This window comes from Arcticibacterium sp. GJ41-1, from assembly GCF_055808875.1.
Genome location: NZ_CM147888.1, coordinates 4,677,844 through 4,704,104, shown reverse-complemented (window position 1 = coordinate 4,704,104; position 26,261 = coordinate 4,677,844). Strand labels below are relative to the sequence as shown.

The 26,261-nt window shown below is 37.6% G+C and carries 22 protein-coding genes; 7 read left to right on the top strand and 15 right to left on the bottom strand.

Annotated elements, in window-relative coordinates:
• Window positions 1-87: 87 nt before the first annotated feature.
• From AC0L6O_RS19425 to AC0L6O_RS19415, 3 genes are read left to right on the top strand one after another with little or no spacing between them, the layout of a single operon-like run.
• Complete coding sequence (locus tag AC0L6O_RS19425; protein WP_473304717.1) at window positions 88-1,563, top strand: hypothetical protein; 1,476 nt, start codon at window positions 88-90, stop codon at window positions 1,561-1,563.
• A 38-nt stretch (window positions 1,564-1,601) separates the two neighbouring features.
• Window positions 1,602-2,543: a glycosyltransferase gene (locus AC0L6O_RS19420; protein WP_473304715.1), complete on the top strand. Its 942-nt coding sequence runs from the start codon at window positions 1,602-1,604 to the stop codon at window positions 2,541-2,543.
• Between the two features lie 6 nt (window positions 2,544-2,549).
• A complete protein-coding gene (locus AC0L6O_RS19415) occupies window positions 2,550-3,701 on the top strand; it encodes a hypothetical protein (RefSeq protein ID WP_473304714.1) in 1,152 nt (383 codons plus the stop codon).
• A 152-nt stretch (window positions 3,702-3,853) separates the two neighbouring features.
• Here AC0L6O_RS19415 and AC0L6O_RS19410 read toward each other — a convergent pair whose 3' ends face one another.
• The 7 genes from AC0L6O_RS19410 to AC0L6O_RS19380 form a co-directional block, all read right to left on the bottom strand.
• Window positions 3,854-4,042, bottom strand: coding sequence for a Txe/YoeB family addiction module toxin (locus AC0L6O_RS19410; RefSeq protein WP_473308550.1), 189 nt, complete (start codon window positions 4,040-4,042; stop codon window positions 3,854-3,856).
• A gap of 73 nt (window positions 4,043-4,115) precedes the next feature.
• A complete protein-coding gene (locus tag AC0L6O_RS19405) occupies window positions 4,116-4,319 on the bottom strand; it encodes a DUF2683 family protein (RefSeq protein WP_473304713.1) in 204 nt (67 codons plus the stop codon).
• A 344-nt stretch (window positions 4,320-4,663) separates the two neighbouring features.
• Entirely contained in the window at window positions 4,664-5,068 is a 405-nt protein-coding gene (locus tag AC0L6O_RS19400; protein WP_473304711.1) for a hypothetical protein, read from the bottom strand.
• Window positions 5,069-5,332: 264 nt separating this feature from the next.
• On the bottom strand, window positions 5,333-5,740 hold the full coding sequence (locus tag AC0L6O_RS19395) for a hypothetical protein (RefSeq protein ID WP_473304709.1): 408 nt from the start codon (window positions 5,738-5,740) through the stop codon (window positions 5,333-5,335).
• A gap of 123 nt (window positions 5,741-5,863) precedes the next feature.
• Window positions 5,864-7,297, bottom strand: coding sequence for an NADH-quinone oxidoreductase subunit N (locus AC0L6O_RS19390; RefSeq protein ID WP_473304708.1), 1,434 nt, complete (start codon window positions 7,295-7,297; stop codon window positions 5,864-5,866).
• A complete protein-coding gene (locus AC0L6O_RS19385; RefSeq protein WP_473304706.1) occupies window positions 7,298-8,872 on the bottom strand; it encodes a complex I subunit 4 family protein in 1,575 nt (524 codons plus the stop codon).
• 6 nt (window positions 8,873-8,878) lie between these two features.
• A complete protein-coding gene (locus AC0L6O_RS19380; protein ID WP_473304704.1) occupies window positions 8,879-10,861 on the bottom strand; it encodes an NADH-quinone oxidoreductase subunit 5 family protein in 1,983 nt (660 codons plus the stop codon).
• Window positions 10,862-11,096: 235 nt separating this feature from the next.
• On the opposite strand from AC0L6O_RS19380, the gene AC0L6O_RS19375 reads away from it, so the two are divergent.
• Entirely contained in the window at window positions 11,097-11,594 is a 498-nt protein-coding gene (locus tag AC0L6O_RS19375; protein ID WP_473304703.1) for a DinB family protein, read from the top strand.
• 623 nt (window positions 11,595-12,217) lie between these two features.
• Complete coding sequence (locus AC0L6O_RS19370) at window positions 12,218-12,691, top strand: DUF1801 domain-containing protein (RefSeq protein ID WP_473304701.1); 474 nt, start codon at window positions 12,218-12,220, stop codon at window positions 12,689-12,691.
• A 16-nt stretch (window positions 12,692-12,707) separates the two neighbouring features.
• Here AC0L6O_RS19370 and AC0L6O_RS19365 read toward each other — a convergent pair whose 3' ends face one another.
• Complete coding sequence (locus AC0L6O_RS19365) at window positions 12,708-13,892, bottom strand: thiolase family protein (RefSeq protein WP_473304700.1); 1,185 nt, start codon at window positions 13,890-13,892, stop codon at window positions 12,708-12,710.
• Window positions 13,893-14,000: 108 nt separating this feature from the next.
• Here AC0L6O_RS19365 and AC0L6O_RS19360 point away from each other — a divergent pair, with 108 nt between their 5' ends.
• Window positions 14,001-14,993 (top strand): aldo/keto reductase, encoded by a 993-nt coding sequence (locus AC0L6O_RS19360; protein WP_473304699.1) that lies wholly within the window; start codon window positions 14,001-14,003, stop codon window positions 14,991-14,993.
• Window positions 14,994-15,128: 135 nt separating this feature from the next.
• Here AC0L6O_RS19360 and AC0L6O_RS19355 read toward each other — a convergent pair whose 3' ends face one another.
• Window positions 15,129-15,866, bottom strand: coding sequence for a phytanoyl-CoA dioxygenase family protein (locus AC0L6O_RS19355; protein ID WP_473304698.1), 738 nt, complete (start codon window positions 15,864-15,866; stop codon window positions 15,129-15,131).
• A gap of 234 nt (window positions 15,867-16,100) precedes the next feature.
• Here AC0L6O_RS19355 and AC0L6O_RS19350 point away from each other — a divergent pair, with 234 nt between their 5' ends.
• Window positions 16,101-17,810: a DNA polymerase III subunit gamma/tau gene (locus AC0L6O_RS19350; RefSeq protein ID WP_473304697.1), complete on the top strand. Its 1,710-nt coding sequence runs from the start codon at window positions 16,101-16,103 to the stop codon at window positions 17,808-17,810.
• Here the strand turns inward: AC0L6O_RS19350 and AC0L6O_RS19345 are convergent.
• From AC0L6O_RS19345 to AC0L6O_RS19320, 6 genes are all read right to left on the bottom strand, one after another.
• A complete protein-coding gene (locus AC0L6O_RS19345; RefSeq protein WP_473304695.1) occupies window positions 17,807-19,273 on the bottom strand; it encodes a 3-coathanger stack domain-containing protein in 1,467 nt (488 codons plus the stop codon). The genes AC0L6O_RS19350 and AC0L6O_RS19345 overlap by 4 nt on opposite strands.
• A 155-nt stretch (window positions 19,274-19,428) precedes the next feature.
• Window positions 19,429-20,892: a sulfatase gene (locus AC0L6O_RS19340; protein ID WP_473304694.1), complete on the bottom strand. Its 1,464-nt coding sequence runs from the start codon at window positions 20,890-20,892 to the stop codon at window positions 19,429-19,431.
• Between the two features lie 13 nt (window positions 20,893-20,905).
• A complete protein-coding gene (locus tag AC0L6O_RS19335; protein WP_473304693.1) occupies window positions 20,906-21,613 on the bottom strand; it encodes a 3-keto-disaccharide hydrolase in 708 nt (235 codons plus the stop codon).
• Window positions 21,614-21,701: 88 nt separating this feature from the next.
• Window positions 21,702-23,159: a Gfo/Idh/MocA family protein gene (locus AC0L6O_RS19330; RefSeq protein WP_473304691.1), complete on the bottom strand. Its 1,458-nt coding sequence runs from the start codon at window positions 23,157-23,159 to the stop codon at window positions 21,702-21,704.
• Between the two features lie 362 nt (window positions 23,160-23,521).
• Entirely contained in the window at window positions 23,522-24,526 is a 1,005-nt protein-coding gene (locus tag AC0L6O_RS19325; protein ID WP_473304690.1) for a LacI family DNA-binding transcriptional regulator, read from the bottom strand.
• Between the two features lie 165 nt (window positions 24,527-24,691).
• Entirely contained in the window at window positions 24,692-26,173 is a 1,482-nt protein-coding gene (locus AC0L6O_RS19320; RefSeq protein WP_473304689.1) for a sulfatase, read from the bottom strand.
• Window positions 26,174-26,261: the final 88 nt, after the last annotated feature.

Genomic DNA, 26,261 nt, shown 5'->3' with positions numbered 1-26,261 from the left:
AAGTAACAAAGTCTAACACAAAATCAGGTATGACTTCTAAGTCCTCATAAAGGTTTATTACTTTTGGGTTTGCACAGAAAAATTCCTATGAACCTTCGGCTCTCCGTAATTAGAGTTTCTACGCTTTTGTACATAGCCTTTCCGCTAATTCCATTCTTTTTAGGCTGGGTTAGGTTGGAGTATGGAATTCCAATGCTTGGTTTGCTCTTTTTTGGCGGTTATAACTATGTGAAGTCGCTTGATTTTAAAGAACGCTTCATTTTAAGGAAAAGAGACTTACTTATTGGCCTTCTTATTTTAACAGTTTGGCTCTTGTTTTCTGGAGCAGGAGGCATGGGTTATCAAGTTTCTGACCATGTCAAAAACAATACACTGGCTAAAGAATTAAGTAATTTAAGCTGGCCGCTTCAATATGATGTGGAAGGTGAAAAAATGTACCTCAGCCATTATTTATCCTTTTATATAGTGGGCCCTTTCGTGGCTGGATTTATTGGTTATCCTTATGCACAGTTGGTCGTTTTTTTATGGACCGCTTTGGGTGTTTATTTAGGTGTATTTTGGTTGGCTCGTGCTGCGGGAGGTTTTAATTGGCGTTTCTTTTTATTCTTTATACTGTTTGGTGGCATTTCTATTTTCTCCTTTATTTTTAAATATGAAGGTGTTTTTATTACCGAAATTGTCAAACGAGTAAACGAACACGGTTATGTTTTCTGGATGAATAGTTGGGATGTGATTCCTTTAAATTACTTGCATATTACGGATATGCTCTACTGGACACCACAGCATTTTATTCCCGCTATTTTGGGTATTGGAATTTTGCTCAATGATGATCTGATAGATAAGAATATTACGTTTACTCCTTTTTTACTTTGTTTGTTAGTGATGTGGTCGCCGCTGATTTTGGTGGGTATATTTCCTTACTTCGTTTTCGTTTTATTTCAACAAAGATTTAAAGGTGTTTTCAATATTACCAATTTGGTGGTGGCACCAATTGTTTTCCTTTTTCTGGCGAGTTATTTATTAGCGATAGAGTCTGGAGATTTGGTGAAACACTTCATTTTTACTGCCGAAGGCTCAGCTCTAAGAGAGCAGATATTAGTTTTCCTTTATTTCGTGTTCTTTGAAGTAGTTGTTTGGATACTGCCTATATATTTCATCAAAAAAGGGAAATGGAAAAACGGAGAGAAGCCGCTTTTTATATTGCTTAGTCTTGTCTTACTGATGATTCCGCTTTATAGATTTGGTCTTTGGAATGATTGGTGCAATAGAGTGTCTATGCCTTCCTTGGTGCTGCTTTCCGTTTTTGCCTTTAAAGCGTTTATGGAATCCAAAAAACTGAAACGAGTTTGGATGATTACTTTATTGGTTTTGGCTTCTATCGGTCCAATGATGGATATGGTGGGTTCTCTGAAATATTCAGGCTATAAACCTAAGTTTAGACCACCTTATGAACAAGAAGTTTTAAGTTTGCCAGAGATATGTGTGGCTTATCCTATTACACAGTTTGTAGCGGCAGAAGATACCTTCTTTTTCAAGTACTTGGCGAAAAAGCCAAATAAATGAAATATTTTAGATTTTTGAATTGCCTTTGATAAAGATAAATGTCTGAAAACATTACCATTTTAATTCCGGTTTTTAACGACTGGGATGCCCTTTCTAAACTTCTTGAGAAAATAGAAGAGCAAGCGAATTTGCTTAAAATGCGATTTTCGGTGCAAGTGATGAACGATTGCTCTAGCTTGCCTATGCAGGTGGCTAGTTATCCTAGTTTGGATATTTCTGTAGTTCATTTATTAAGAAATGTGGGGCATCAAAAGGCCATAGCGGTAGGTTTAGCTCATTTGGCTAATTCAGAATCTAAATCAAATGTGCTGGTAATGGATGCGGATGGCGAGGATAAACCAAGCGACATTCCGGCCATGATAAAGGCTAGTACCGAAAATCCCGATAAAATAATATTTGCTCATAGAAGCAAAAGAAGCGAAGGTTTCGTTTTCAGAGTGTCCTATCAGATTTATAAGTTTATCTTCAAATTACTGACGAGTAAGGTTATAACTTTTGGTAACTTTTCTATTGTGCCACACACCATGTTAAAGAAGCTTGCTTTTGTGTCTGAAATATGGAATAATTATCCAGGTGGGGTTATTCGCTCCAAACTGCCTTATACCTCTATTCCTTTAGAGCGAGGAACAAGATTGGCAGGTGAATCTAAAATGAATTTTGTTTCATTGGTATTGCATGGAATGAGCACTATCGCCGTGTTCTTGGATGTTACGGCGGTAAGAATCATGCTTTTTTCAGTCTTCCTGATAGCATGTTCTTTTTTAGGAATTGCAGTTGTTTTTGAGCTGAAATTTGTGGCAGAAATGGCTACGCCAGGTTGGGCTTCTTCTTTAGCTTCTGGTTTTATGATTATAGTGCTTCAGGCTTTTTTTATCTCTTTGTTTTTGGTGTTTACAGTGTTGAGTTATCGTAGTAATAAGCACTTTATTCCGCTTTCAGATTACAAGCCCTTTATAGAAAAAATAGAGAAAATCTCTTAGAAATATATGTCAATACTTACAGGTTATTTAGAGAAAATAGAAGCTTGGGTAGCATCATTTGTTTCGGTAGAAAACTGGAGATTTAAGACTGTTTTGCTATGTGCTTTGGTGGTGGTTTTATCTTTCTTTAATAATATTTCGCCGCTTAAATCTTTTGGAGATTTTTATCAATCCGTTTTTGTAGATAAGACCGAACACTTTCTTTATCAAACAGTAGAAGACCGTGCAAAGTCGCTCACTTCAAACTTTGATTATGAGCCTTATTCGGGCAAAGAAAGTAGAACCTTCAGGCTAGTAGCACCCATTTTTGTAAGAGTTTTAGGTATTTCCCATATCAGCATCGTTTTGTATGGTTTGCAGTTGCTCTGTGGCTTGCTCTTCTTTTACATGCTTACAGGTTTTATTAATGATTTATTGAAAGATAAATCCGCAACGCTTTATGCTATGTTAGGCATAGCATCCATTTACTTAGGAGCTTGTTTCTTTATTGACAATGGCGGTTATGGCGATTTGTTTTCCTACTTCTTCTTATTTCTAGGTATCTATTTTGCTCGAAAGCCTTATTTAGTATTTATCTTTTTAAGTCTGGCCTTTTGGAACGATGAAAGAGCTTTTGTCGGTAGCGGATTGGCCTTTGTTTGGCTTTGGTGGTATCCGCAGTTTAAAGCAAACGAGAAGATAAGAATCAAGTTTAACTGGTCTATGATAGCCGTTATTTTGGCTTGGGGTGCTTGGGTGGCAGGTCGATACTATTTGATGAACGTGGTGGGTATGAAACCTACTTATAATCCAGATGGCGAGTTTGCTATCAGAATTCAGCAAAGTATAGACTCTTTAGGCTTTAGGCTCTTATGGCAGTTTGAAGGCTGGTGGTTGTTGTTTCTTTTGACTGGTGCTATTCTGTGGACTAAAAAAGAATACTTGGCTTTGGCTCCTATGTTTATAGCAGGTGCGGCTTCTACGCTGTCTGCCATGATAATTTATGATTCTACCAGAAGTGGGACTTTCGCTTTTTTGACTATATTTTTCTGCTTAGCTATTTGTAAAAGGTATTTGACCGACCGGCAATTACGATTGATTTTACTCGGAATTGCAATCCTATGCTTCTTACACCCAATGGCAAACAAAACGCATGGGATGGGGTTCTTTTTGATGTAGGGGGAAAGTAGTTTGAATGAATTTACTCTACAAGCTTCGGTGAGCTAGGTAGTGATATAGGGTCTTTGCATTATCAAAAGCAAGAATTGACTCGTGAGGTTTCTTTAAGGGAAGCTGGAGCAAGGTTGGCTGTTTTAGGAAACGTTAAAAGTTCAATAATGCCCTTTGGCGGCAATAATGATAACGATGGTATTACCTTTTACCTCATAAACGAGGCGATGTTCTTTATTGATTCTACGAGACCACAGTCCTGAGAGTTGATGTTTTAAAGCTTCGGGTTTGCCAGTACCAGTGAATGGGTGTTCGGCAAGTTCTTCTAAAAGGGTGAATAGTTTTTTGATAGTAGCTTTGTCGCCAGATTTTTATGAAAATCTATGTCCTTTAGAGCTTGTTTGGCAAAGTCTATGCGGTAGCTCATTCTAAACCTAAGAAACCTTTTAGGTTCTCTTTTTCTACACTTACAAAATCTCCATTCTTATAATCTTCTCTGCCTTTTTCTACGTGTGCCACAAAATCTTCATTGTATTCATCAGACACTTGAACAAACTTTAAGGACTTAATAAGCTTCATAAAGAAAGAATAATCTTTATCGGGAATATTTAGCGTTACCTGTTTCATGATAAGTTTTAATGTTTTTTAATTCTATTTCAGCGATAAATACTGAAACCAAATCTGTGAAAGCTGATGTGTTTTACAGAACTCTTTCAATATCTCTACGAGATTGACATGCGATAACCTTAAGATTAATTTCCTCAAATTTACTGTAAAAAACTAGTAGAGAGAAATGTTTTTAGCGTAGCAGTCATTAGCCAGCAATGGCTCTGCGAAGTCTTCTGGACTTCGTAGGTGTGTTAGTAGGTCTTAGACCTACACATTTTCAAATGCTAAGTCTTGCTCTTAATTTTGCTTACCGAGTTTGGTTTCGGACTAGTTGGTTTACCATTCTCAGATAGAATACCAATCTAATACCTCAACAAATCACTCAAAGCATGCAAAAAAGTCGTTTCCTTTTTATTAAATCCATGAAAAGACTCAGCAATTTTTTCGGCGGTATCATAAATTAGTTGCCTGTTTTTCTCCGTGAAAAGCTTCGGGTGTTCTTTCATGTAATCAGCAAACTCTTGTAAGGTGTTTCCTTCGTGCCATTCGTTTTCATGAAGCCAGCTAAACACAATCTCTATTTGATAAGCAGCATCGGTATCAAACTCATCAAAAGTATCTTCTAAAGGCACCCAATGTTCTTTTACAATAGTGTCGAGTTTTTCCACTTCGTCCAGTCGGACTGTGCCGTCTGCATCAGCAATGCCGTAAAATACTCTACCTAGTTGCTGATAAAAACTCAGCATTGTTTCGTTTGAAGGTTTCATGATTGTTTTTCTTTTTTGTAAAGCTAGGCAAGAGGCTTAAATTAGATGCTGTGTTTGCTCAGTGGGAATGCTGCTGTTGGTCATGTTTTTGGATTGTTAGGCTGATATTTGTTACTTGCTCAAACCAGAGGTTTGTAATCACCGCACCGAAGCTGCAAGCTTCGGTGAGCTAGTCAGAACAATATATATACCCTTTGAAGAACCATAAGAAGAAACAAGAATACTCCGAGAATGAAAAATCTTTAGACTTCCTACTCCTAGTTCTTAATCACAAATATTCAATGAATCACATATCCAATTTAATGAATCTGGTCTAAGAAGACCGAACTCTTCAAAATCCCTTTTTAAAATTAAAATATAGGAAGCCTCATGTTCCTTTTTAGAACAAATGACAGGGAACTTTTTACCAATGAATTCTTTTTTCTCCTTATACAAAGGAGATCCGGTATTTTCATTACTTCTAAATGTTATTGAATTTATAGTATACTTGTAACGAGTCCACACTCCTTCGTTAAGTGCCATATGAAAATCCGTAATTTCTCCTGTCACTAAAAGACTATCTTTTGCAAACTCAATCTTATTTGTTCCAAATAGTTTTACTATCACTAAAATAATGAGTGCAAATAGGCCTATTCTTAATAGGCTATTCAATATTCCTTTTACTTTTTCCATTTCATTAGCCTACTCATTTACCTTAAAGTCAAACCTATACTTCCAGCTCATTGCTTTCAGGTTTCCTACTAAATCATCAATTGTATTATTGTCCTCGCTCTGCGTTCTAACAGTTCTTATCCATTAAAACCACTCCTGAATCCATTGCGGAGCAAAGAATAGACCGAGCACTATAAAGGCCAGTATACTTAGATAAATAAGCTGCAATGGTGGAATACTTTTACTATCAAGAGTATCAGCGGACTTTTTCAAAAACATGAAATAAGGTACCTTCAGATAGTAATAAATAGAAACTGCCGTGTTTAGTAAACCAAAAGCTAGCACCCACATGAAGATGCTTTTGCCAGTACTGCTGTATTGTTCGTAAATCGAACTGAATACTAAAAACTTAGATGTGAAACCTGATGTTGGAGGTAAGCCTACTAAGGCTATCATGAATACAAGTCCAATTAGGCCCAAAAGCATAAACTTTTGACTTAGGCCAGCCATGTCTTCAAATAGGTCGGAGTGGGTATGTTCTGAAATCATATCAAGCATTAAAAATGCTCCAATTGACATGAATAGGTAAACGGCTAAATAGAAAGTGGAAGCTTGGAAGCCAGAAGTTTGAAATGCCATTAAGCCAATAAGAATGAAGCCAGCTTGGGCAATACCGGAGTAACCCATCATTCTTTTTGCATTTTTCTGCGACAAGGCCGCAAAATTACCTATCACAATAGAAAGTAAAATGATAACTCCAAGAACCAATGTGGTATCTACTGGAACTGCTTGTAGTAATTTATAGATAAGAAAAACCGCTCCTATTTTTGGTGCAATGGCTAAAAAAGAAACCAATGGGGTTGGTGTGGCTTCGTAAACATCGGGAGCCCAAATATGAAATGGTGCTGCCGACAGTTTAAACAAAGGCCCTGCCAGTGTCATGGTAAATGCTGTTAAAACTACCCAGTTAGCATTGTTTGGAATATGTGTGAGGTAAGCTTCAGAACTGAAAACTAAGGAACCTGTAGCTGCATAGAGAAATGAAATTCCGAATAGCATGATGGCGGTGCTTGCCGCACCAAAAATCAAGTATTTTATACTTGCTTCTAAATTAAAGGTTTTGCCATTCATGGCCACTAAGATATAGGAGCAGATAGAAACGGTTTCTAAAGAAACAAAGACGCTAATAAAACTATTAGCCATCAATAAGAAAAACAGTCCAATGACTATGGCAAGTAGGATAATGTAATATTCGCCGTCAAGGTCGTGCTTCATGACTTTGATATGAAGCATAATGCCTATAGAAGCAAGTAAGGTTAACTCTTTTCCAAAAATACTGGTTTTATCACTAATGAAAAGGTCATTGAAAATGCTTTGTGACGCCACGGGAGTGGTGGCTACCAGAAAAAAAGCAGCAATAAAAGTTAAAAGACCAAGTGCCCAAGCAGCTGTTCTAAAAATGCTGTTTTTTTTGCCAAAGGCAATCAAAATAATAATGGCTACTATTCCCAAAACCAAGCTTATCTCGGCAGAAATAAACGAAGTACTGTGAAGGATATGTGAAAGCTGCTCTAACATTTATTTGTTTAAAAATGCGTCTACTGCACCGGTTGAGATAGATAAAAGCAGGTTTGGGTATATCCCAAATAGTATGGCAAGAAAACCCAAAGAGAAAAGCAAAACCACTTCTTTGGTATTTAAGTCAGTCATTTTTTCTTCCATTTTTCTATTGACCCAAAATTCGCCAAAGAACATTCTTTGCAAGGTCCATAAAAGATAAACAGCCGATAAAACTATTCCTAGCACGGCTAAAGATGGAATCCATTTAGAAAGTGCTGAAGTTTTGAAAGCACCTAAAAGAGAGAAAAACTCGCCAATAAATCCTGAAATTCCTGGTAAACCTAAAGAACCAAAGAAAGCCAAAATAACTACGCCTGTAAATAGAGGCATTTTGCTGGCTAAACCTCGGTAGTTTTGAATAAGTCTGTTGTGCGTTCTGTCATAAATTACACCCACTATAAGAAAGAGCATTGAAGATAATATACCATGACTAAACATCTGGTAAATGCCTCCGTTTATGCCTTCTTCGTTAAAAGCCGCAAAGCCTAAGAACACAAAACCCATGTGAGAAACAGAAGAATAAGCGATTAGCTTTTTCAAATCGTCTTGAGCCAATGCGTTAAACGCTCCATAAATAATAGACAAAACACCTAAGATGGCAATGATATATGCCATGTCTAAGGCTTCTTGCGGGAAGAAACCCATGCCTATTCTCAAGAATGCATAACCACCCACTTTTAAAAGAATACCTGCCAACACCACAGAAATGGCGGTAGGTGCTTCTACGTGAGCATCGGGCAGCCAAGTATGAAAAGGAACTACCGGAAGTTTAATTCCGAACCCAACTAGAAGTAATATGAAAAGGACACTTTTAACAGGCCAGCCGAACCAAAGTGTACCACTATTGGCATCTAAAACTGAGCCCGACACATAATTAGAAGCGTCTGATAATAGCCTGAAATCAAAAGTAAAGGCGTTTTTGCCAAGGGCTGCAGAAAGCTCTGGATTAGTCACTGATAAGCCCATGGCTAACATCACAATTAAAACAAAAACGGAACCCACCAAAGTATAAATGATGAATTTCATGGCAGCGTATTCTCTTCTTTCTCCGCCCCAAATACCTATCAAAAAGTACATAGGCAAAAGCATAAACTCAAAGAACAGGAAGAATAAGAAAAAGTCTAAGGCGATAAAACAGCCATAAACGGAAGACGTCAAAAGTAAAAAGAAAGCGAAATAAGCTTTCGGTCTTTTGGTGATGCTGGTAGAAGCAATAGCTGCGGCTATAAAAACAATACCAGCTAATAAAACCATAGGTAAGCTGATGCCGTCAACGCCTAAAATGTAGTTGATGTTAATTACGCCAAGCTTTCCTAAGTCTAGGTTAATCCAAGACGCTTCTTCCAAAAACTGATAGCCAGTAATTGTTTTGTCAAAACTGTAAAAGAGAAATATACAGATGAGCAGGTTAACCAAGGAAATACCAATGGTTATATGTTTGGATAAGGACTCCAGTCTATTCGGTAAAAATAGAATGAGTGCTGCCGCCAGTAGCGGTAAAAATATTAAAAAGGATAATAGAAATGCTGTCATATTCTGCTAAAGCAAATTCAAAAGTATCATTATTGCCAAGAAAAATAGAATTAGGGCTATCAAATAGCTCTGTATTTTTCCTCCTTGTATTGTTTTTAATCTATCGCCAAGACGTTCCACCCAGGTGTAAACTAGTTTTACGCCTCCATCCACTACTTTTTTATCAATGGCATATACCAATGTTCCTAATCCTGCGAAAGCTTTGGTCAAAAGGTTTATACTGCCGTCAATGATAAGATTGTCGAATTTATAAATCATTTTCGCAAAACCTTTCATATTGTGAAGTGTACCTGCAGGGTGAAGGCTTTCTTCATGGGCAATTTGGTGCAATTGTCCTGCCAAAGGTTTTGAGATTTTATTCAAATAAAACCAATCAATGTAAAAATGATTGAGTCCTAGTTTTGACCAGAAATTAAGTGTTTGCGTTTCTAAAGCCGCTTCCTTTTTCGTTTTAAAATAAGACAGGGCTATGGCCAAAACGGCAAGGACTAAAACCAAGTAGCCTAACCAATGGTTGTTTTGGTGAGGAATAGGGAAATGACTGGTAAATCTATTCTCTTCAAAATTTAAAGGACTATTGCCAAAGACAAACCAAAAAGATAAAAGAGCCAAAGGAAGTATAGACCACTCAAAAATGCTAAGTCCGCTTTTGGCTGTATGATGCTCTTGGCTATTTCCTCTTTTTAGGAATACTAATACAAAGGCCCGCATCATATAATAGCCTGTCAATACAGACGCTAATATTCCTAAAATAGGGATGAAAAGCAATGTTGAGTTTTGGCTTTCAGCCCAATTCCAAGTTGAAAGTAAAACAGCGTCTTTGGAAAGGAATCCTGAGGAAAATGGCAAACCTGCTAGTGAAGCACCACAGATAATAAATAGAATAGCCAAAAGTGTTTTTTTAGAAAAAAGACCACCCATTTTGAACATGTTTTGTTCGTGATGGAAATGGTGTATCACAGCTCCTGCTATTAAGAATAAACCTGCTTTAAAGAAGGCGTGGGTAAATAAATGAAAAAGAGCGGCATTGGTAGCTCCTGCTCCCATGGCCATGACCATGAGTCCTAATTGTGATACGGTAGAGTAGGCTAAAACCTTTTTGATGTCCGACTGGAATACGGCTGAATATGCTGCCAAAATGGAAGTTAAAGCACCTGTGAAAGCAATTGCTTGGCCTGCTGTAGGAGTGAAAATGAAATCAACTCTTGCCAATAAAAATATACCGGCAGCTACCATGGTGGCGGCATGAATTAAGGCCGAAACCGGCGTAGGCCCTTCCATGGCATCCGGAAGCCAAACCTGTAATGGAAACTGTGCTGATTTTCCGACACAGCCGCCAAAAAGCATAAGACCCGTTAAGGTTAACATGCTACTGGGTTCGTAAATTATAGTTGATAGAGCGGAAAGCTCTAAAGTTTCAAATTGAAAATAGACGAGGCCAATACCTATCAAAAAGCCTGCATCACCAATACGGTTCATTACAAATGCCTTTAACGAGGCGTTTGTGGCAGACTGCTTTTTGTACCAGAACCCTATCAGTAGGTAAGAGCTAAAACCAACTAACTCCCAAAAGATAAATATGAAAAGGAGATTTCCGCTGCAGACTAAGCCAAGCATGGAAAATACAAACATGTTTAGGTAGGCAAAGTATAGGTTATACCTTCCGTCTTCTGCCATATATTTGACAGAAAAAAGTTGAACCAAAAGTGCTATAAACTGCACTAAAGCCCACATTAATAAGGTCAATTTATTTATGAGGAGACTGGCAGATAAAGATGAATTGACAAAGCTGACCCAAGAAAATTCAAAGAGTTCTACTTTTTGAAAACGATTAAGTAATAACAGGGCAATAGCTAAGCCTGTAAGGTTTATACCAATAGAAAAAGCCGAGGCTATGTTTTTAGAAAAGGAATTTCTAAAGGTTAATAGCCCTGCAAAGCCCAGTATATAAAGACTTAAGGTTAAGAAAATGAGTTGGTCTGTTGGCATAAATTAGCGAACCAATTTCGGGCAAATATAGGGCTGTTTTTAATACTCTACCAATTTGGTAGAGTAAAGATTTCCTTTGAAATGCAATTTAATCAGAAAAGCACATTTTCCGCCTAAATTCTATCAATCTATTTGGGTTTAATGATTTTGGCATCAAAAGCTTTCTATGCTACTGACAAAGGGCTGTCACAAGCTGCTAATAGTTTTGCTTCATAATTAATTCAAAACAAATTTTATGATAACATTTATTGAAGCATTCAAAAAAGAACTAGCAGACGAGGTGAAAGAAACAAAACGAATGCTAGAGAAGGTGCCTGTAGATAAGTACGACTGGCAGCCGCACCCAAAGAGTATGAAATTGGGAGTTTTGGCTTGTCACTTAGCCGAAATTCCAGATATGATAGAGAAAGCATTATTGTCTGATAAATGGGATTTTGCGGAAGAAGAAGCTTGGAAGCCCACCGTTTTTAAGACAAACGATGAATTGCTAGCGTTTTTTGAAAAATCAGTAGCAAAGGCAAGTGCCGCTTTAGAGCAGTCGAAAGATGATATTCTTCAAGACAAATGGAAGCTATGTGCAGGAAATGTCACCTATTTAGAAATGGAAAAATGGGAAGCAGTACGCCACGCCTTCGGTCAAAATGCACATCATAGAGCTCAGTTAGGAGTCTTCTTAAGACTGCTAGATATTCCAATTCCTGGACCATATGGACCTAGTGCGGATGAAATGTGATTGATTTTTTTATAAAAGTGTTTGTTTTGAGGTATGTTCAACCAAGTCAATTATTAAATGTTGATTCTAGTTAAACTAGTCTTAACCTCTTCTCGGCTCACTTTCCAGTGGGGACTTCATTTTTTTATAGTTAAAAAACGAAGCAAAAAAAGCTACACTCTGTAAACTCGCACATTCAAAATTCTTAATGGTGGTTGATGTAATTTAGTTTATGATGTTAGAATTTTGCCTGTGCTCAAACAGCACAGAGCGATATAAGGAATTTACGAATTTGGTTTAGGTAGAATTATAAATAGAATAAATTCCGCTTTGTCAAAATACTGTTCGAAGGACAAACAGAATTTGACAGGTCCATTAATTAGATACAACTGCAATTTTTATAAAATTTTGATTGTACAAGTTTATTTTGGCAGATGGTTTGAACGGTTCGCTGCCGCGATTACTTTTTGCCTAAACAAAAAGGTCAGGCATGCCCCTGTCTGCCGACAGGCAGGCGGCGAGGGCAGCGGAAGAATATGTCTTTAGAAGAAGGAGTATTGGATTAAGATTACGGGCAGTAAAGTTTGTACAAAAGAATTAAGATTGATTTTCGTATTTTCGGAAATCAATCTTATAAAAGCCTAATGACAATAGACGCGAAAAGCCCCGATGATTACTTAACAAAAGTGCCAGAAGAACGTATCTCGGCTATGACCAAACTGAGAAATGTGATTCTAGAAAACATTCCAGAAGGCTTTGAAGAATGTATGAATTATGGAATGATTGGTTATGTGGTGCCGCATTCTACTTTTCCTTCGGGTTATCACTGCGACCCTAAATTGCCGCTGCCTTTTATGAATATTGCTTCGCAAAAGAATTTTATAGCGGTGTACCATAGCGGCATTTATGCGGACCCAAACTTGATGGCTTGGTTTGTAAAAGAGTACCCTAAATACAATTCAAGAAAGCTGGACATGGGTAAGTCGTGCATTCGTTTTAAAAAGCCAGACGAAATACCTTTTGAATTGATAGGGCAGCTAGCTTCAAAAATGACGGTGAATCAGTGGATTGAAATGTATCAAGATAAGATTAGCCAACCAGGCAAAAGAAAAGCCTGATTGGCTAAATCGGAATTTATAAGTCGAGGTTTTCTACAATAATAGCAGAAGCACCACCACCACCATTACAGATGGCTGCCATGCCGTATTTTGCTTTTTTCTGTTTTAAAACATTCAGAAGCGTAACCACTATTCTGCTTCCAGAATTTCCTAATGGATGACCTACGGCCAATGCTCCACCATGGATATTTACTTTTTCAGGGTTCACTTCTAATACTTTCATAAATGCCAAAGGAACTACAGCAAAGGCTTCGTTAACTTCAAAAAAGTCAATATCCGCAATAGTCAAACCTGATTTTGCCAAGACTTTTTTTGCTGCTAAAACTGGAGCGGTCGTGAAAAACATTGGGTCTTGCTCTGCTTCTGCATAGGCTACTATTTTTGCTTGAGCTTTTAATCCTTTGGTTTTAAGAGTTTCGGCATCAGTTAAAATCATGCTGCTGGCTCCATCACTCATGGGGCTAGAGGTGGCCGCGGTAACTGTTCCGTCTTTTGAGAAAGCAGGTTTTAAGGTTCGCATTTTCTCAAAGTTGGCTTTAGAGAATGCTTCGTCTTGTGTTAAGAATTTTGGTTCTCCCTTTCTAGTTGGGATTTCCATAGGTATGGACTCTTCGTTAAAAATGCCATTTTCCCATGCCGTGGCACATCTTCTATATGATTGCTCCGAGAAATCATCTTGCTCTTCTCTTGTTATTTCATATTTCTCTGCGGTTTTATCACCGCAAAGACCCATTAAACAGTTGTTGTACACATCTGTCAATCCATCTTTTCCAAGTCCGTCTACTAAAGTTTTGTCACCAAAACCTAATCCGAATCTAGCATTGGGGACGTAGTGAGGGATATTTGACATGCTTTCCATGCCGCCAGCTATACCCATATTTACGTCGCCAAGCTTTATTTCATTGGCCAAAATACTGATGGCTTTCATGCCTGAAGCACATACTTTATTTACTGTGGTGGCACATACTGCATCAGGCAATCCTGCTGCTTTTGAAACTTGTCTTGCTGGAGCTTGACCGAGATTAGCAGAAATTACATTCCCAAAAACTATGGTTTCAATGTCTTCAGGAGAAACCTTAGATTTTTCTATCGTTGATTCTACACTCTTTTTGCCAAACTCTATGGCCGAAACTTTACTAAGGGCACCGCCATAACTTCCTATGACTGTTCGGCTACTGCCGAGAATAAATACGTCTTTCATTTTTATTTGTTGATTTCAGTTAGTATTGTAAAAATAGAGTTTTAAACTTCTTTTTAAATTAAAAAAAAGAATTGACTTTTGATTTTGAACGAACAAAACCCTTTTGAAATGAAATACAGGAAACTAGGAAAGACAAATATTGAAGTATCAGAAATTAGCCTTGGTACTTGGCAGGTTGGTGGAAAGTGGGGGGAGCCATTTGATTGGGCCTCAGCAGATAGAATTTTAAATGAAGCTGTGGATGGCGGTGTGAATTTCATAGATACTGCAGATGTGTATGGAAATGAAGTAGGTGAAAGTGAAAAGGCGGTTGGCAAATTTGTCAAAAGTAGGTCAGAGAAAATTTATGTAGCCAGTAAGTGTGGTAGGCAACTCAACCCGCATAATAATGAAGCTTATAAACCAGCTGCTTTAAGAAAGTTTGTAGAGGATAGTTTGACCAGAATGGGTTTAGAAACATTGGATTTAATTCAATTGCATTGTCCGCCTACGGAGGTTTTTTACAGACCAGAAATTTTTGAGCTTTTTGATAGATTAAAAGACGAAGGTAAGATTCAAAACCTTGGAATAAGTGTTGAAAAGGTAGAAGAGGCATTGAAGGGTATTGAGTTTGGAAATGTCACTACCGTTCAAATTATCTTTAATATGTTCAGACAACGTCCCTCTGAGTTATTTTTTGAGCAGGCGAAAAAGAAAGACATAGGCGTGATAGTAAGAGTGCCTTTGGCAAGTGGTTTATTGACGGGTAAATTTACTAAAGAGTCTAGTTTTGGCGAAGGGGACCATAGGCAGTTTAACAGAAACGGAGAGCATTTTGACAAAGGAGAAACCTTTGCAGGAATTAACTATGATTTAGGCTTGAAAGCAGTGGAGGAGTTAAAAGCCGTTTTTCCAAATCAAACTAATTTGGCTCAAGTTGCTTTAAAATGGATTTTGGGTTTTGATGCTGTAAGTTGTATTATTCCTGGTGCGAGTAGGGCAGAGCAGGTAAGTTCAAATTTAGGTGCCTCAGAAATCACCGACATATCAACAGAACAAAAGGCAGCGGTAAATGCGATTTACGAAAAGTATATTAAAAAGAGCGTGCATCAGATTTGGTGATTTTGTCTTAAAATAGACCTAGTTGGGGTTTTAAGGTCTTTTTTTCTTTTCAAAAGAGGAGATAGCATTTTTGTTCTCTCCTCTTTTGTTAGAATTATCGCAGTCTCGGGAATGTTATTATAGATTTTACTTTGTTTAAACATCCAAAACAAAAGCACCTTTCTCTCCAATTCTGTCTTTGGTTTCTTGGGTAATGTACCGCTGTTGGTCAACCTGCTGTGGAAGGTCTCTGGCACAGAAATAACTGTGGATACTTCGACGGTCTTTTTGAGTAAGGTTTGTGGTGCCTCCATGCCACACATGCGAATTAAATACCACCACAGAGCCTGCTGGTGCCAATATCAAGACTTCATCAGGGTGCTTTTGAAATGGGTCTTCTAAGGCGTCATTTGGCAATACGTCTAATTTATGCGTACCTGGGACTATTCTGGTGGCTCCGTTATTAATGACGAAATCGTCTAAAAGCCAGATGGTGTTACATACTTTATATTCACCATTGGCAATGGTGTTTCCCCAATCTACATGGAGTTTTTGTAGGCCTTTGCCAGGTTTGGCGGCTCTGTAATTTAGTGATGAAAGTTTATAGGCTTTGCCAATAACTGTTTCCACAGTGGCTAAAACTTTTGGATGCATATAAAACTGGTCAAACACCTTTCCTTTGTTTACCAAGTCAGCCAGCCGGTCAACACCATCTTCTGTAGGGTGCCTGATATATTTAGAATCAAAAAGTTCGGAGCCTGCCTTTTGGCCTTCATTGGCTAGCAATTCATCAATTTTATCATTGACTTCTTTTACTTCTTGGCTGTTTAATAATTGACCTAGATTTAAAAATCCGTCACGGTCTAATGAGTCTATTTCGTTTTGACTTAGCATAAATAGGGTTGAGTTTTATGTTATCCAATATCGTTAGCTGTTGTGATATTTTCAAAAAAAATGAGAAAAATATAAGCTAAACGCCCAGTATTTTTCAAGACAAATTCTTAGAGCATTAAGGGCTCTTTTTACTCTGGTACTTTGTTCTCAAAAACTTGATACATCTCAATTAGTACATCAAAGTTTTCCACCCACTTCCACTATTAGAAACATTCTTTTTTATATTTGCCACCGATGGAACAGTTCGTAGTATCAGCACGAAAATATAGGCCGGTAACTTTTGATTCAGTAGTGGGTCAAAGTCATATTACCACCACGCTTAAGAATGCAATTAAGACGGAGCACTTGGCTCAAGCGTTTCTTTTTTGCGGACCAAGAGGGGTAGGGAAGACTACCTGTGCTAGAATTTTAGCTAAAACTATCAACTGCCAAAATGTAGGTGCAGATACCGAGCCGTGTAATGAGTGTACAAGTTGTAAAAACTTTGCTCAAAACGCCTCTTTCAATATCCATGAACTAGATGCCGCCAGTAATAACTCGGTAGAGGATATTAGAAACCTGATAGACCAAGTTCGCTTTCCTCCACAAGATGGAAAATTTAAAGTCTATATTATTGATGAGGTTCACATGCTGTCTTCGGCTGCATTTAATGCATTTTTGAAGACTTTAGAAGAGCCACCATCTTACGCCATATTTATTTTAGCTACTACGGAGAAGCATAAGATTCTCCCAACGATATTAAGCCGTTGTCAAATATTTGATTTCAATAGAATTCAGATAAAAGACATGGCGAGCCATTTGGCTCAAATTTCTACCAAGGAAGGTATTGAGTCTGAACCTGAAGCTTTGGAGCTTATAGCTCAAAAGGCAGATGGAGGACTGAGAGATGCTCTTTCTATGTTTGATTTGAACGTAACGTTCTCTACAGATAAAAAACTTACCTATGCGGAGGTTTTAGAGAATCTTCACGTTTTAGATTATGACTATTATTTCAAAATAACAGATGCTCTTTTTGACGGAGATTTGTCGGAGAGTTTATTGGTTTTAAATGAAATTTTGGAAAAAGGCTTTGATGGACATCAGTTTGTAACTGGTTTAAATGGACACTTTAGAAACCTTTTGGTAGGGAAAGATGCTAGAACTATTGATTTGATGGAAGTATCTACTTCTGTGAAGCAAAAATACCTAGACCAAACTAAAAAACTGTCGCAAGGTTTTTTAATGTCTGCTTTAAGTATTGGTAGCCAAGTTGATTTATCTTATAAATCGGCCAAAAATCAACGGCTCCATGTGGAGATAGGGCTCATGAAGATGGCCAGTATCTCTCAGGTACTTAACTTAAGCACGCTTCCAAACGGGGAGGCTGAAAAAAAAAACTCAACTAGTGTAGCTTCAGCAGAGCCTTCTGCTCCTAAAGAGGCTCCCAAAACTCCAAGTGCCGTAAAACCAAATACACCAGTAGCAGGTGCTAGACCAAAGTTTAAGTCTTCTAAACTTCGTTCTACAGTAGATTTGGAAGAAGAAGTGCTAAAAACAGAGGTCAAGGCCGAGGTCAAAAAAGTAGAAACACAAGAAGTTGTTTCTAATAAGCCATATACTTTTGATGATGTCAAAGTAGCTTTAACGGCTTGTACCAAAATAATGGAGCGTCAAAGTCAGCAAATGATTTTGAAAAGTAATTTTGACCTAACTGAAGATGGAATAATTACTTTGAAGTTAGTCAATCAAACATTAATGGATTTGTTTGATGAGTCAAAACAAGATATCCTTGATTTTGTGCGTAAGCAGGTTCAAAACACTTCTTTGCAACTTACTGCCATTTTGGTGGCAGCTAAAAACGAAGGAAAACCACGTACAGAGCAAGAAAAATTCAAGGCCATGTTAGAGAAAAACCCTGCACTTAAAGATTTCAAAGACGAATTAGGCTTAGACCTTATTTACTAGGGAGGGCAACCGCCAATTTCCGTTTCAAAGACAGTACCTGCCTCTACTTTAAATCCAGGATTCATCTGAATGTAGTTAGATTTTAATTTCACCTTTGAGAGCGAACCAGTAAATTCAGAGTTGGTATTTATGGAGCTTCCCGCTGTTCTGCTTAGGCTTTTAGAGAAATTGGCGGCATTTAGGGTTAGCTCGTCTGGGCATGGGTAAGCTAATTTCACTAACCAAAAATCTGAATCACCATTGTTTCCTGTTAAATCGCCATCATTAGAGTAGGAGTGTCCTGAAATAAGTAAACCGCCATCAATAGTTCCAATAATGCTTGTAGGAGCATCAGAATCATCACCTCCTAAAGCATTCGTCCATGCAGTTCCACCAAAAGGAATTAATTCTGCAACTAAAAAATTTGATATAGTTGGATCGGTAGAGGGAACTGGAGCCCATCCTGAAGAATATGTTTCGCCAACCACCACGCCACTGAAAGTAGATTCATTAAAATAAATATCTGATGGATAATCATCACTTATTTTACCAACCGAATAATTGTTTGACGAGAAACCAGTTGTATCCATGTTAATAATCCAAAAGTCTATGCCTCCATTATTTTCCAAAACATTTCCACCTATGCTCGAATTATAACCTAAAATTAGGAGGTTTTTTGCATCGTCTAGTACTAACCTAACCCCTCCGTCATTTCCATTACCACCCATTAAGCGTGTCCATTGGTTTACACCTGCTGAATTGATTTTTAATAATAATAGATCACTTAATCCATGATTCGATTTTCCATTTACCGTGCTTGAATTACTTTCACCCAATACATAATAGTCACCACCATATTCTAGAATATCAGCGGCAAATTCATCAGACGTTCCACCATAAGTTGCATCCCAGTCATAAGTTCCATCTGAATGAGTTTTATAAATCCAAGAGTCTAAACCATTTACACCTACAGTTTTAATTGAGTGAAACATAAATCCACCATCTGAGGTTTGGATTACTTTTCCTTTGAGGTTTGGGTTTCCTCCGTAAAAAGTCTTAAAGTCTGTGCTTCCATCATTATTTAGTTTAAGGAGCCATACGCCAGCTTGATTAAAGTCACCTCCAGCGTTGGTGGAAGCCACAAAGCAAAGAATAATTACACCGCCATCTGATGTTGGAGCTATTGAAATTGGGGAATCATCTAGTGAACCTCCAAAATTATGTGACCAAGATTCGTTTCCACTAGCATTAAGTTTAGCTATATAAATATCTGCTCCACCATTATTTAAGGGGATATCACCAGAGGAACTGGAATAAGTAGTGCCAGCAATAAAAATATCTCCCTGAAAATTTTGGCTACAAATTAGGTCAAACTCACCAGCTGAACCGCCAATGTTTTTCTGCCAGCTTAAGGTGGGTGCTTGAGCAAAAACTTGAATACCGCATAGGGTAATCAATAAAGTGTGAAGTAGATTCTTTTTCAATTATTAGGAAACTTATTATACAGGAAAACTGACAAATACACTTAAAAGTATCTAAAATGGGTTAAAAATGTTTCTAAAAGTAAATGTTTCTTTTAATGCATTCAATGAACATCATTTTTAGCGGTACAAATGAAACTAATGTTTTGGATTAAGACCTATTTAGAATATAGTTTAGTGTCGCCTATGTTTAGAATAGGCATTAGCGAATCAACCATTTGTGGATTTCTCTTAGCAATATTTATAGATTCTAAAGGGTCCGTTTGATGGTCATAAAGCTCAATGTTTGGTAGCTCTTCTCTGAAGTATTTTGTAAGCCTATATCTGTCTGTTCTTAAAGAAATGCCATTTTTAAAATAGCTATAGGCTACTTCTCCAGTTTTATCTGGATTAGTTTTTAGCATGCTGACAAAGCTTCTACCGTCAATTTCATGACTTGATTTAATATTGCATAACTCTAATATGCTTGGGTAAATATCTACAGTTTCTACAATGCTATTTACTTGTGTGTGTTTGCTTTTTGAATCGGGGATTTTGATGATAAGTGCACTTTTTAAGGCTCTTTCAAATAAAGTGTGTTTACCCCAAACTTGTTGGTCTCCTAAGTGCCAGCCATGGTCGCCCCAAATAACTATGATGGTGTTTTTAGCTAAATCAAGTCTTTCTAGTTCAGCCACTAATTGACCGACCTGATTGTCAATATAGCTGATGCAGGAGTAATATGCTTTTTTGATATTTTTGGCGTACGGGTCGGAAAGTGTTTTGTCTAAACTAGCTTTTTCTTCACCAAGTGCATATCTGTTAAATTCAGAACTCCCATGAAGGCTAGCATTATTAACACCTTTTGGCTTAAGTGGATTTTCTGATACGGAAATACTGTCGTCTTTATACTTATTCCAATATTCTTCAGGGGAATTAAAAGGGAGGTGTGGTTTGAAATAGCCCACTCCCATAAAAAAAGGCTTGTCTTTTTGCTTTAATTCTTTGAGCTTTTCTAAAGCTAGTTTGGTAGTCAGTTCATCAGGATAACCTGATTTACCACTTTCGTAGGGTTTTACTTGACCATTTAAATCGTTTCGGTTTTCACCATTGGCGTAAGCAAAAAAAGCATTCCAGCCTGTTTCCCATTTTCCTGCGTCAAATAATAATTCGTCCCAACTAAATGGTAGTTCTCTTTTGTCTGACACGGGTTCTTGATAGCCGTAAACTAGTCCATCGGCCGAGTGGCTAATTTTACCTATTCCTACGGTATGATAGCCGTTTCTGCGTAATTGATGTATAAAAGATTCTGGAAGTTCAGTTTCTGGAGAGTTTGAAATTTCCTTTTCAATAGCGTCATTCCTTAAATGTAACTTCTTACTAGGTCTATTTCCCGTTAATAGAGCGTATCTAGAAGCACCACAAGTAGGTACTTGAACGAAATGTTTATTGAATGTATAACCCTCTGCGGCTATTTGGTCAATGTTTGGAGATTTTACTTCGGTGTTTCCGTAGCAACCTAAATCTGGACGTAAGTCATCAATGGAGATAAAAAGGACATTGGGCTGTTCTTCCTTTTTTTGACAAGAAAAAGCCATGAAGAGTATACAGATTAGAAAAGGAAGTTTTCTGTACTTCTTCATGGCTTTGGAATATTTATTTAGCTAAATCTTTGATAGCTACGTTTCTGAATGAAAGAACTTCACCATGTCCTAAAAATCCAACATGACCACTTGTTCTTGCAAGTCCAGGATGTTCTTTACCATCTAAAGTGCCATTTTTGCTTGCTTCTAAGTAATCGCCATCTAAAATAGTAGTACCATTTAAAACAACTTTAATTTTAGAACCTTCTACAGTGACCACTTCTTCGTTCCATTCGCCAACAGGCTTAAGGAAACCTCTTTTAGCTGGAATAACACCATAAACAGAACCGTGATATTGATAATCATGTAGGTCTGCATATTTCTCAGCAGTGTTATCTAAAATTTGTAATTCAATACCTTCATAGGCTGCATCACCTTCTAAAGGAGCATGAATTCCTAATCCGTTATTAGCACCTGGCGTTAATTGAAATTCAAATTTGAAAATGAAATCGCTATACTCTTTTTCGGTCAATAGATTTCCACCGCTTCCTTCTGTTCCTTTTTCTTCTGGGTTTACAGAAATGACACGATCAGTTATAGTATAAACAGCTTTGTCGCCAATCCAGCCATCCAAATTGTCGCTTAAAGAGACAAAACCATCATCAGTGCTAACGGTTTCTTCGGTAGTTTCCATTGTTTCAGTCGAATCTGAAGTGCTACTAGAACAAGAGTAAAGTGCAACTGGTAGGGCTATAGCTAAGCCAAGCGTAGTTAATTTCATAAGTAATTTTAGTCTATTTTTATTTAGAGTGTAAGTTAAAAAAAACAGCTCGGTTCTATATTTACCGAGCTGTTTAAAATATTGAAAATTATACTTCCCAGCCTTTTCTGTAAGTTCTTCCTACAAACTGGTTTGCTGCTTCAAGGTTAGTGATACGCATGTTTTCACCGTCCCAAAGAAGTTTCTTTCTAGCGTAAAAGTCCATTTTACCTTTGCTGTCTTCTTTTCTTAGCATATAACTTCTGATGGCTAAGTTACCCATCAATACAGTTTCTGTCATAGGGCCCGCATAATCAAAAGAAGACGTTAGAGCCAGGTGCTCAGAGCTTTTGAAACCTGCTTTACAAGCGTCCACCCATTTTCTATGGTGGCCGTATTCTGGCTCATCACTTTTCTCTACTTCTGGACCAAATTCGGTGGTACCATCATTTAAGTAAAGTTTTGGCATTAATGGAGAGCTATCGTTAATGTTGGTAGAAATTATTCCTTTCTCACCAATAATTAAAACACCATTTTGACTGTCTTTCCCTCCGATATCATCATTTGCTGGTATGATGTCTGGATGTGAAGGTCTGATACCGCCATCGCTCCAAGTCATTTCTATTGGCGATTGGCTTTTTGCCGTTGCACCAAACTTTAAAGTAATGAATGAAGATGGAGGACAACCTTCTGGGTGATAATCTGCATTCCACATTTCAGAATAAATAGAAGCTACAGAGCACTCTGCTGCGGTAGGGTATTTTAAACCTAATGTTCTGAAAGGAATATCTATTAAGTGACATCCTACATCACCCAAAGCACCAGTACCATAATCCCACCAGCCTCTCCAGTTAAATGGATGCATTTTAGGGGTATATGGTTTTAGTTCATTTGGTCCTAACCATAAATCCCAGTTTAAATCATCAGGCTTTAAGCTAGCATTTGGCTCGGGCATAGCGTTTCCTTGTGGCCATACAGGTCTGTTTGTCCATATCTGTACTTTTGCTATTTTACCCATTACACCAGAGTCAACCCATTTCTGAACCATACCTAATAGCTCATTAGAACCTCCTTGGTTACCCATTTGAGTAACAATTTTGTTAGTTCTGGCAAGTTCTGTAAGGATTCTGGCTTCACGTATATTATGTGTCATTGGCTTTTGCACATATACGTGTTTGTTTCTATCCATGGCATATTTAGCAGCAGGGCCGTGCACGTGGTCAGGGGTAGAAATAGTAACAGCGTCAATATCTTTTTCCTTATCTAACATTTCTCTATAATCAGCATAGAGTTTAGCTTTCGGGAACCTTTTGACAGATGCCGCTGCAGAACCTGAGAAATCTACGTCACATAGAGCAACTATTCTTTCACGACCATTAACAGATGCGTTTCTTATATCGCTGGCACCTTTACCTCCGGCACCTATGGCTGCTATGTTTAATTGGTCACTTGGTGCAGTATAGCCTACGCCTCCTAATACATGCCTAGGTACTACAAAGATGGAAGAAGCCAAAGCTCCTTGTTTGATGAAGTCTCTTCTAGAAGAGTTAGTTTTTTTCGTTTTCATTTTTAATAGGTTGAATAAAAGATTAAATTAAAGTACTTCATTCATTGAGTTTTTACCTTCAAATCCTTCTTAAAATTAGTGAAAATTATCCTAGGCTCAGTTTTAAAGTGATTATTGTTGCGGTCTAAAATCAGGGTTTTGTCTAGGGATTTAGCTTAATAGCTGTTTTCAACTTTCTTTTTGGTGTCAAAACCAAGAGCTAGGGAACATTGGGTATTGCCCAGCTAATTAAATTCTTAAAGATTTCTTTATACTCCGGTTTTGATTTTTAGTGACAGCTACCAAGCTTTTAACGAAATGAATGCTTTCTCTTTTTTGTAAGAAATTAAACAGTTCCACTTCCTTATGACCACATCAGAAGGTCATTTTTGTTTAAAACTCTTTACAGAATCCATTTCAATTAGGTCGCATTCTATTCTCAGGTGCTCCATTGGAGTGTTCGGATATTTTAAATGTTTTATAAGAAGTTCAGTAGCTAGTAAGCCTACTTCTTCTGCCGAATGGAAAAAGTGGGTAGTGTTAGGATGCATTACCTTAGGAAGGGTTCCATCGGAAATAGCGATGATTGACATGTCTTCAGGTATTCGTATTTGTCGGCTATTTAGGTAATGATAAACCTTTAGAGTCAGCGTATCCGACATCGTGTATAAGGCCGTTATGCCTGGGTGTTGTTCTAAAAAATCATCCATGACTTTGTTGAAATCTTCGGTATGTTCTACCATTAATTCATAGCCTTCTATAGTAGCATCTTGATTTTTAATGATTTCACGAAAGCCTTTACTTCTTTTAATTGCTGTGGAGCTTTGGGCGTTGCCAAATATTCCTGCTATTTTTTTATGACCTTTATTTATCAAATACTCCACAGCACGGTGTGAAATTAAATCTCCCTCAATGGCTACCGTACTAAAAGAATTATTCTCCTTAATACGATCTAGCATAACTATGGGTGCCGAGATTTTTGGTAGACTGATTTCTTTGCCTAAAGAGCCTCCTAAAGAAAGTAAAATACCGTCAACAGAGAGTTGGTGGCAATATTCAATTATTTCCACCTCTTTTTCACATGAATCATCAGATTGAAAAATTAGCAAAGAATAACCTTGCTTTTTGACAACCTTAGATATTCCATCCATCAGGGTAGGTGTGAAAAACATGTCGTATCCAGGGAGGATGAGTGCTATTAATCCTGAGTTTTTAGTTCTTAGGTATCGGGCTCTTAGGTTTGGTACATAATTATAATGTGCACTGGCTTCTTTTACCTTTGTCTTGGTTTTATCACTAATACTTGGGTGGTCTGAAAGAGCTCTAGATACGGTAGATATAGACATATCTAGAACTTTAGCTAAACCCTTAAGCGTAACTTTTTCCATAGGGTATTTTCACCTTCATTCTGAAGTTGTGGTCTTGAAATTATATTCGAAATTTGAAGTTAGGAAATACTCTTTAAGTATTTGGTTTTCTTAAGCTTTTTCGAAGATTAAGTTGACGAATTGTTTGATGCTTTGAAGGCATTTTAAAATAATTAAGCTAAGTAATTAAATATCCGGAATAGTGTCTTCAGGTCTTATAACTTCTCCTTCCCAGATTGGTGTTCCATTCTCGTATTGTAAAACTCTAAATCCGTTTCCAAAATAGGGTAGGTGATTTTCTTCAGGAATCCATTTGGCTAGTTTGGTTTTTATTCCATCTAAATCTTTGCTGTCGGCTAAGTTTTCCCATTCATTTGGGTCACTTTTTATATTATATAACTCTTCACTGCCGTCAGCGTATTGAATGTATCGCCAGTCATTAGTTCTGATGCTGTGATTTTTATAATTATTTGTGGTAATAGCTGGTCTGACAGATTTAACTTCTTTTCCGCTAAGTTGGTCCAATAGCGATACTCCTTCAAGTTCTGATTTTTCAGGCAAATTACATAATGCACTTAAAGTGGGGTATATGTCAAGAAGTTCAACAGGATTGTCATATTTGTCATTTTTGTTTATTCCAGGACCCGCAAAAATTAAAGGAACATGCGTAGAACGCTCCCAAAGCGTATTTTTGCCGCTAATTTCTTTTTCACCTAAATGGTATCCATGGTCAGACCATAGTACCACAATGGTGTTTTCGGTAAGTCCATTTTCATCTAAAGCATCTAAAAGCCTACCAACCTGACTGTCAACAAAACTTATGGCGGCTAAGTATGATCTAACAAGAGGTTTGAGCTGCTGGTCTTCCTTAAGCCATTTTAGACGTGGCTCAGGCACTTTCCAGTGATTATACCACGAAGCTCTTGGTGTATCTTCTCTGTCGTTTTCTAGCATTGGTGGCATGACTAATGTTTCATAAGGATACATGTTAAACCACTTCTCTGTCACGTAAACTGGTACATGGGGCAAGAAAAAGCCGCAAGACAAAAAGAAAGGGTCTTTAGGTTTACTGTTTAACACATCCACAGCCCAGCTAGCTACTTCGTAGTCTCCTTTTTCTTCATCCTTATGTGGGAAGGTACCCCAGTCCATTAGTGGGTGGTTTCCACCTGGAGTGAAACCTATGATTTTTTCTTCGGGTATAGGTTTTATATCAGTTCCAGGTCCTAGAATGTCAAACTCATTATCGTTTTCGCCTCTTCCATTATTGCCATGGAAAATCTTTCCAGTGCTATAATTTGTATAACCGTTTTGTGAGAAATACTGAGGAAGTGTAACCAAGTGTTTTAAGGAATCCACATTTCTAATCCATGGCGAAAGACCATATACGCCTGTAGTTGAAGGTCTCAAACCTGTAAGCAAGCTGGTTCGGGATGGATTGCAAATTGGAGATTGCGTATGAGCATTGGTGAAAAGCATACCTCTTGCTGCCAATTTGTCAATATTTGGAGTTTTTATTTGAGGATGTCCGTCTAAACAACCTATCCAATCATTGAGGTCGTCAATGGAGATAAAAAGTACGTTTGGCTTCTCTACCTTTTCCGGATTTATGCTGCAAGCTGAAAGTAGAAATATTAATGAGAAGAGGAATAGTAATTTTGATTTCATGCGAAGGAAGAGCTTATAGGGTTTTGAATAAATCAATAGGTATGCTCAATTTACCTATTCATTTATTGATTAGGTAAGACTTTAAAGA

Coding starts and splice junctions, on each gene's coding strand:
- AC0L6O_RS19425 (WP_473304717.1), top strand. CDS start 88: ATGAACCTTCGGCTCTCCGTAATTAGAGTTTCTACGCTTTTGTACATA.
- AC0L6O_RS19420 (WP_473304715.1), top strand. CDS start 1,602: ATGTCTGAAAACATTACCATTTTAATTCCGGTTTTTAACGACTGGGAT.
- AC0L6O_RS19415 (WP_473304714.1), top strand. CDS start 2,550: ATGTCAATACTTACAGGTTATTTAGAGAAAATAGAAGCTTGGGTAGCA.
- AC0L6O_RS19405 (WP_473304713.1), bottom strand. CDS start 4,319: ATGAAACAGGTAACGCTAAATATTCCCGATAAAGATTATTCTTTCTTT.
- AC0L6O_RS19400 (WP_473304711.1), bottom strand. CDS start 5,068: ATGAAACCTTCAAACGAAACAATGCTGAGTTTTTATCAGCAACTAGGT.
- AC0L6O_RS19395 (WP_473304709.1), bottom strand. CDS start 5,740: ATGGAAAAAGTAAAAGGAATATTGAATAGCCTATTAAGAATAGGCCTA.
- AC0L6O_RS19390 (WP_473304708.1), bottom strand. CDS start 7,297: ATGTTAGAGCAGCTTTCACATATCCTTCACAGTACTTCGTTTATTTCT.
- AC0L6O_RS19385 (WP_473304706.1), bottom strand. CDS start 8,872: ATGACAGCATTTCTATTATCCTTTTTAATATTTTTACCGCTACTGGCG.
- AC0L6O_RS19380 (WP_473304704.1), bottom strand. CDS start 10,861: ATGCCAACAGACCAACTCATTTTCTTAACCTTAAGTCTTTATATACTG.
- AC0L6O_RS19375 (WP_473304703.1), top strand. CDS start 11,097: ATGATAACATTTATTGAAGCATTCAAAAAAGAACTAGCAGACGAGGTG.
- AC0L6O_RS19370 (WP_473304701.1), top strand. CDS start 12,218: ATGACAATAGACGCGAAAAGCCCCGATGATTACTTAACAAAAGTGCCA.
- AC0L6O_RS19365 (WP_473304700.1), bottom strand. CDS start 13,892: ATGAAAGACGTATTTATTCTCGGCAGTAGCCGAACAGTCATAGGAAGT.
- AC0L6O_RS19360 (WP_473304699.1), top strand. CDS start 14,001: ATGAAATACAGGAAACTAGGAAAGACAAATATTGAAGTATCAGAAATT.
- AC0L6O_RS19355 (WP_473304698.1), bottom strand. CDS start 15,866: ATGCTAAGTCAAAACGAAATAGACTCATTAGACCGTGACGGATTTTTA.
- AC0L6O_RS19350 (WP_473304697.1), top strand. CDS start 16,101: ATGGAACAGTTCGTAGTATCAGCACGAAAATATAGGCCGGTAACTTTT.
- AC0L6O_RS19340 (WP_473304694.1), bottom strand. CDS start 20,892: ATGAAGAAGTACAGAAAACTTCCTTTTCTAATCTGTATACTCTTCATG.
- AC0L6O_RS19335 (WP_473304693.1), bottom strand. CDS start 21,613: ATGAAATTAACTACGCTTGGCTTAGCTATAGCCCTACCAGTTGCACTT.
- AC0L6O_RS19330 (WP_473304691.1), bottom strand. CDS start 23,159: ATGAAAACGAAAAAAACTAACTCTTCTAGAAGAGACTTCATCAAACAA.
- AC0L6O_RS19325 (WP_473304690.1), bottom strand. CDS start 24,526: ATGGAAAAAGTTACGCTTAAGGGTTTAGCTAAAGTTCTAGATATGTCT.
- AC0L6O_RS19320 (WP_473304689.1), bottom strand. CDS start 26,173: ATGAAATCAAAATTACTATTCCTCTTCTCATTAATATTTCTACTTTCA.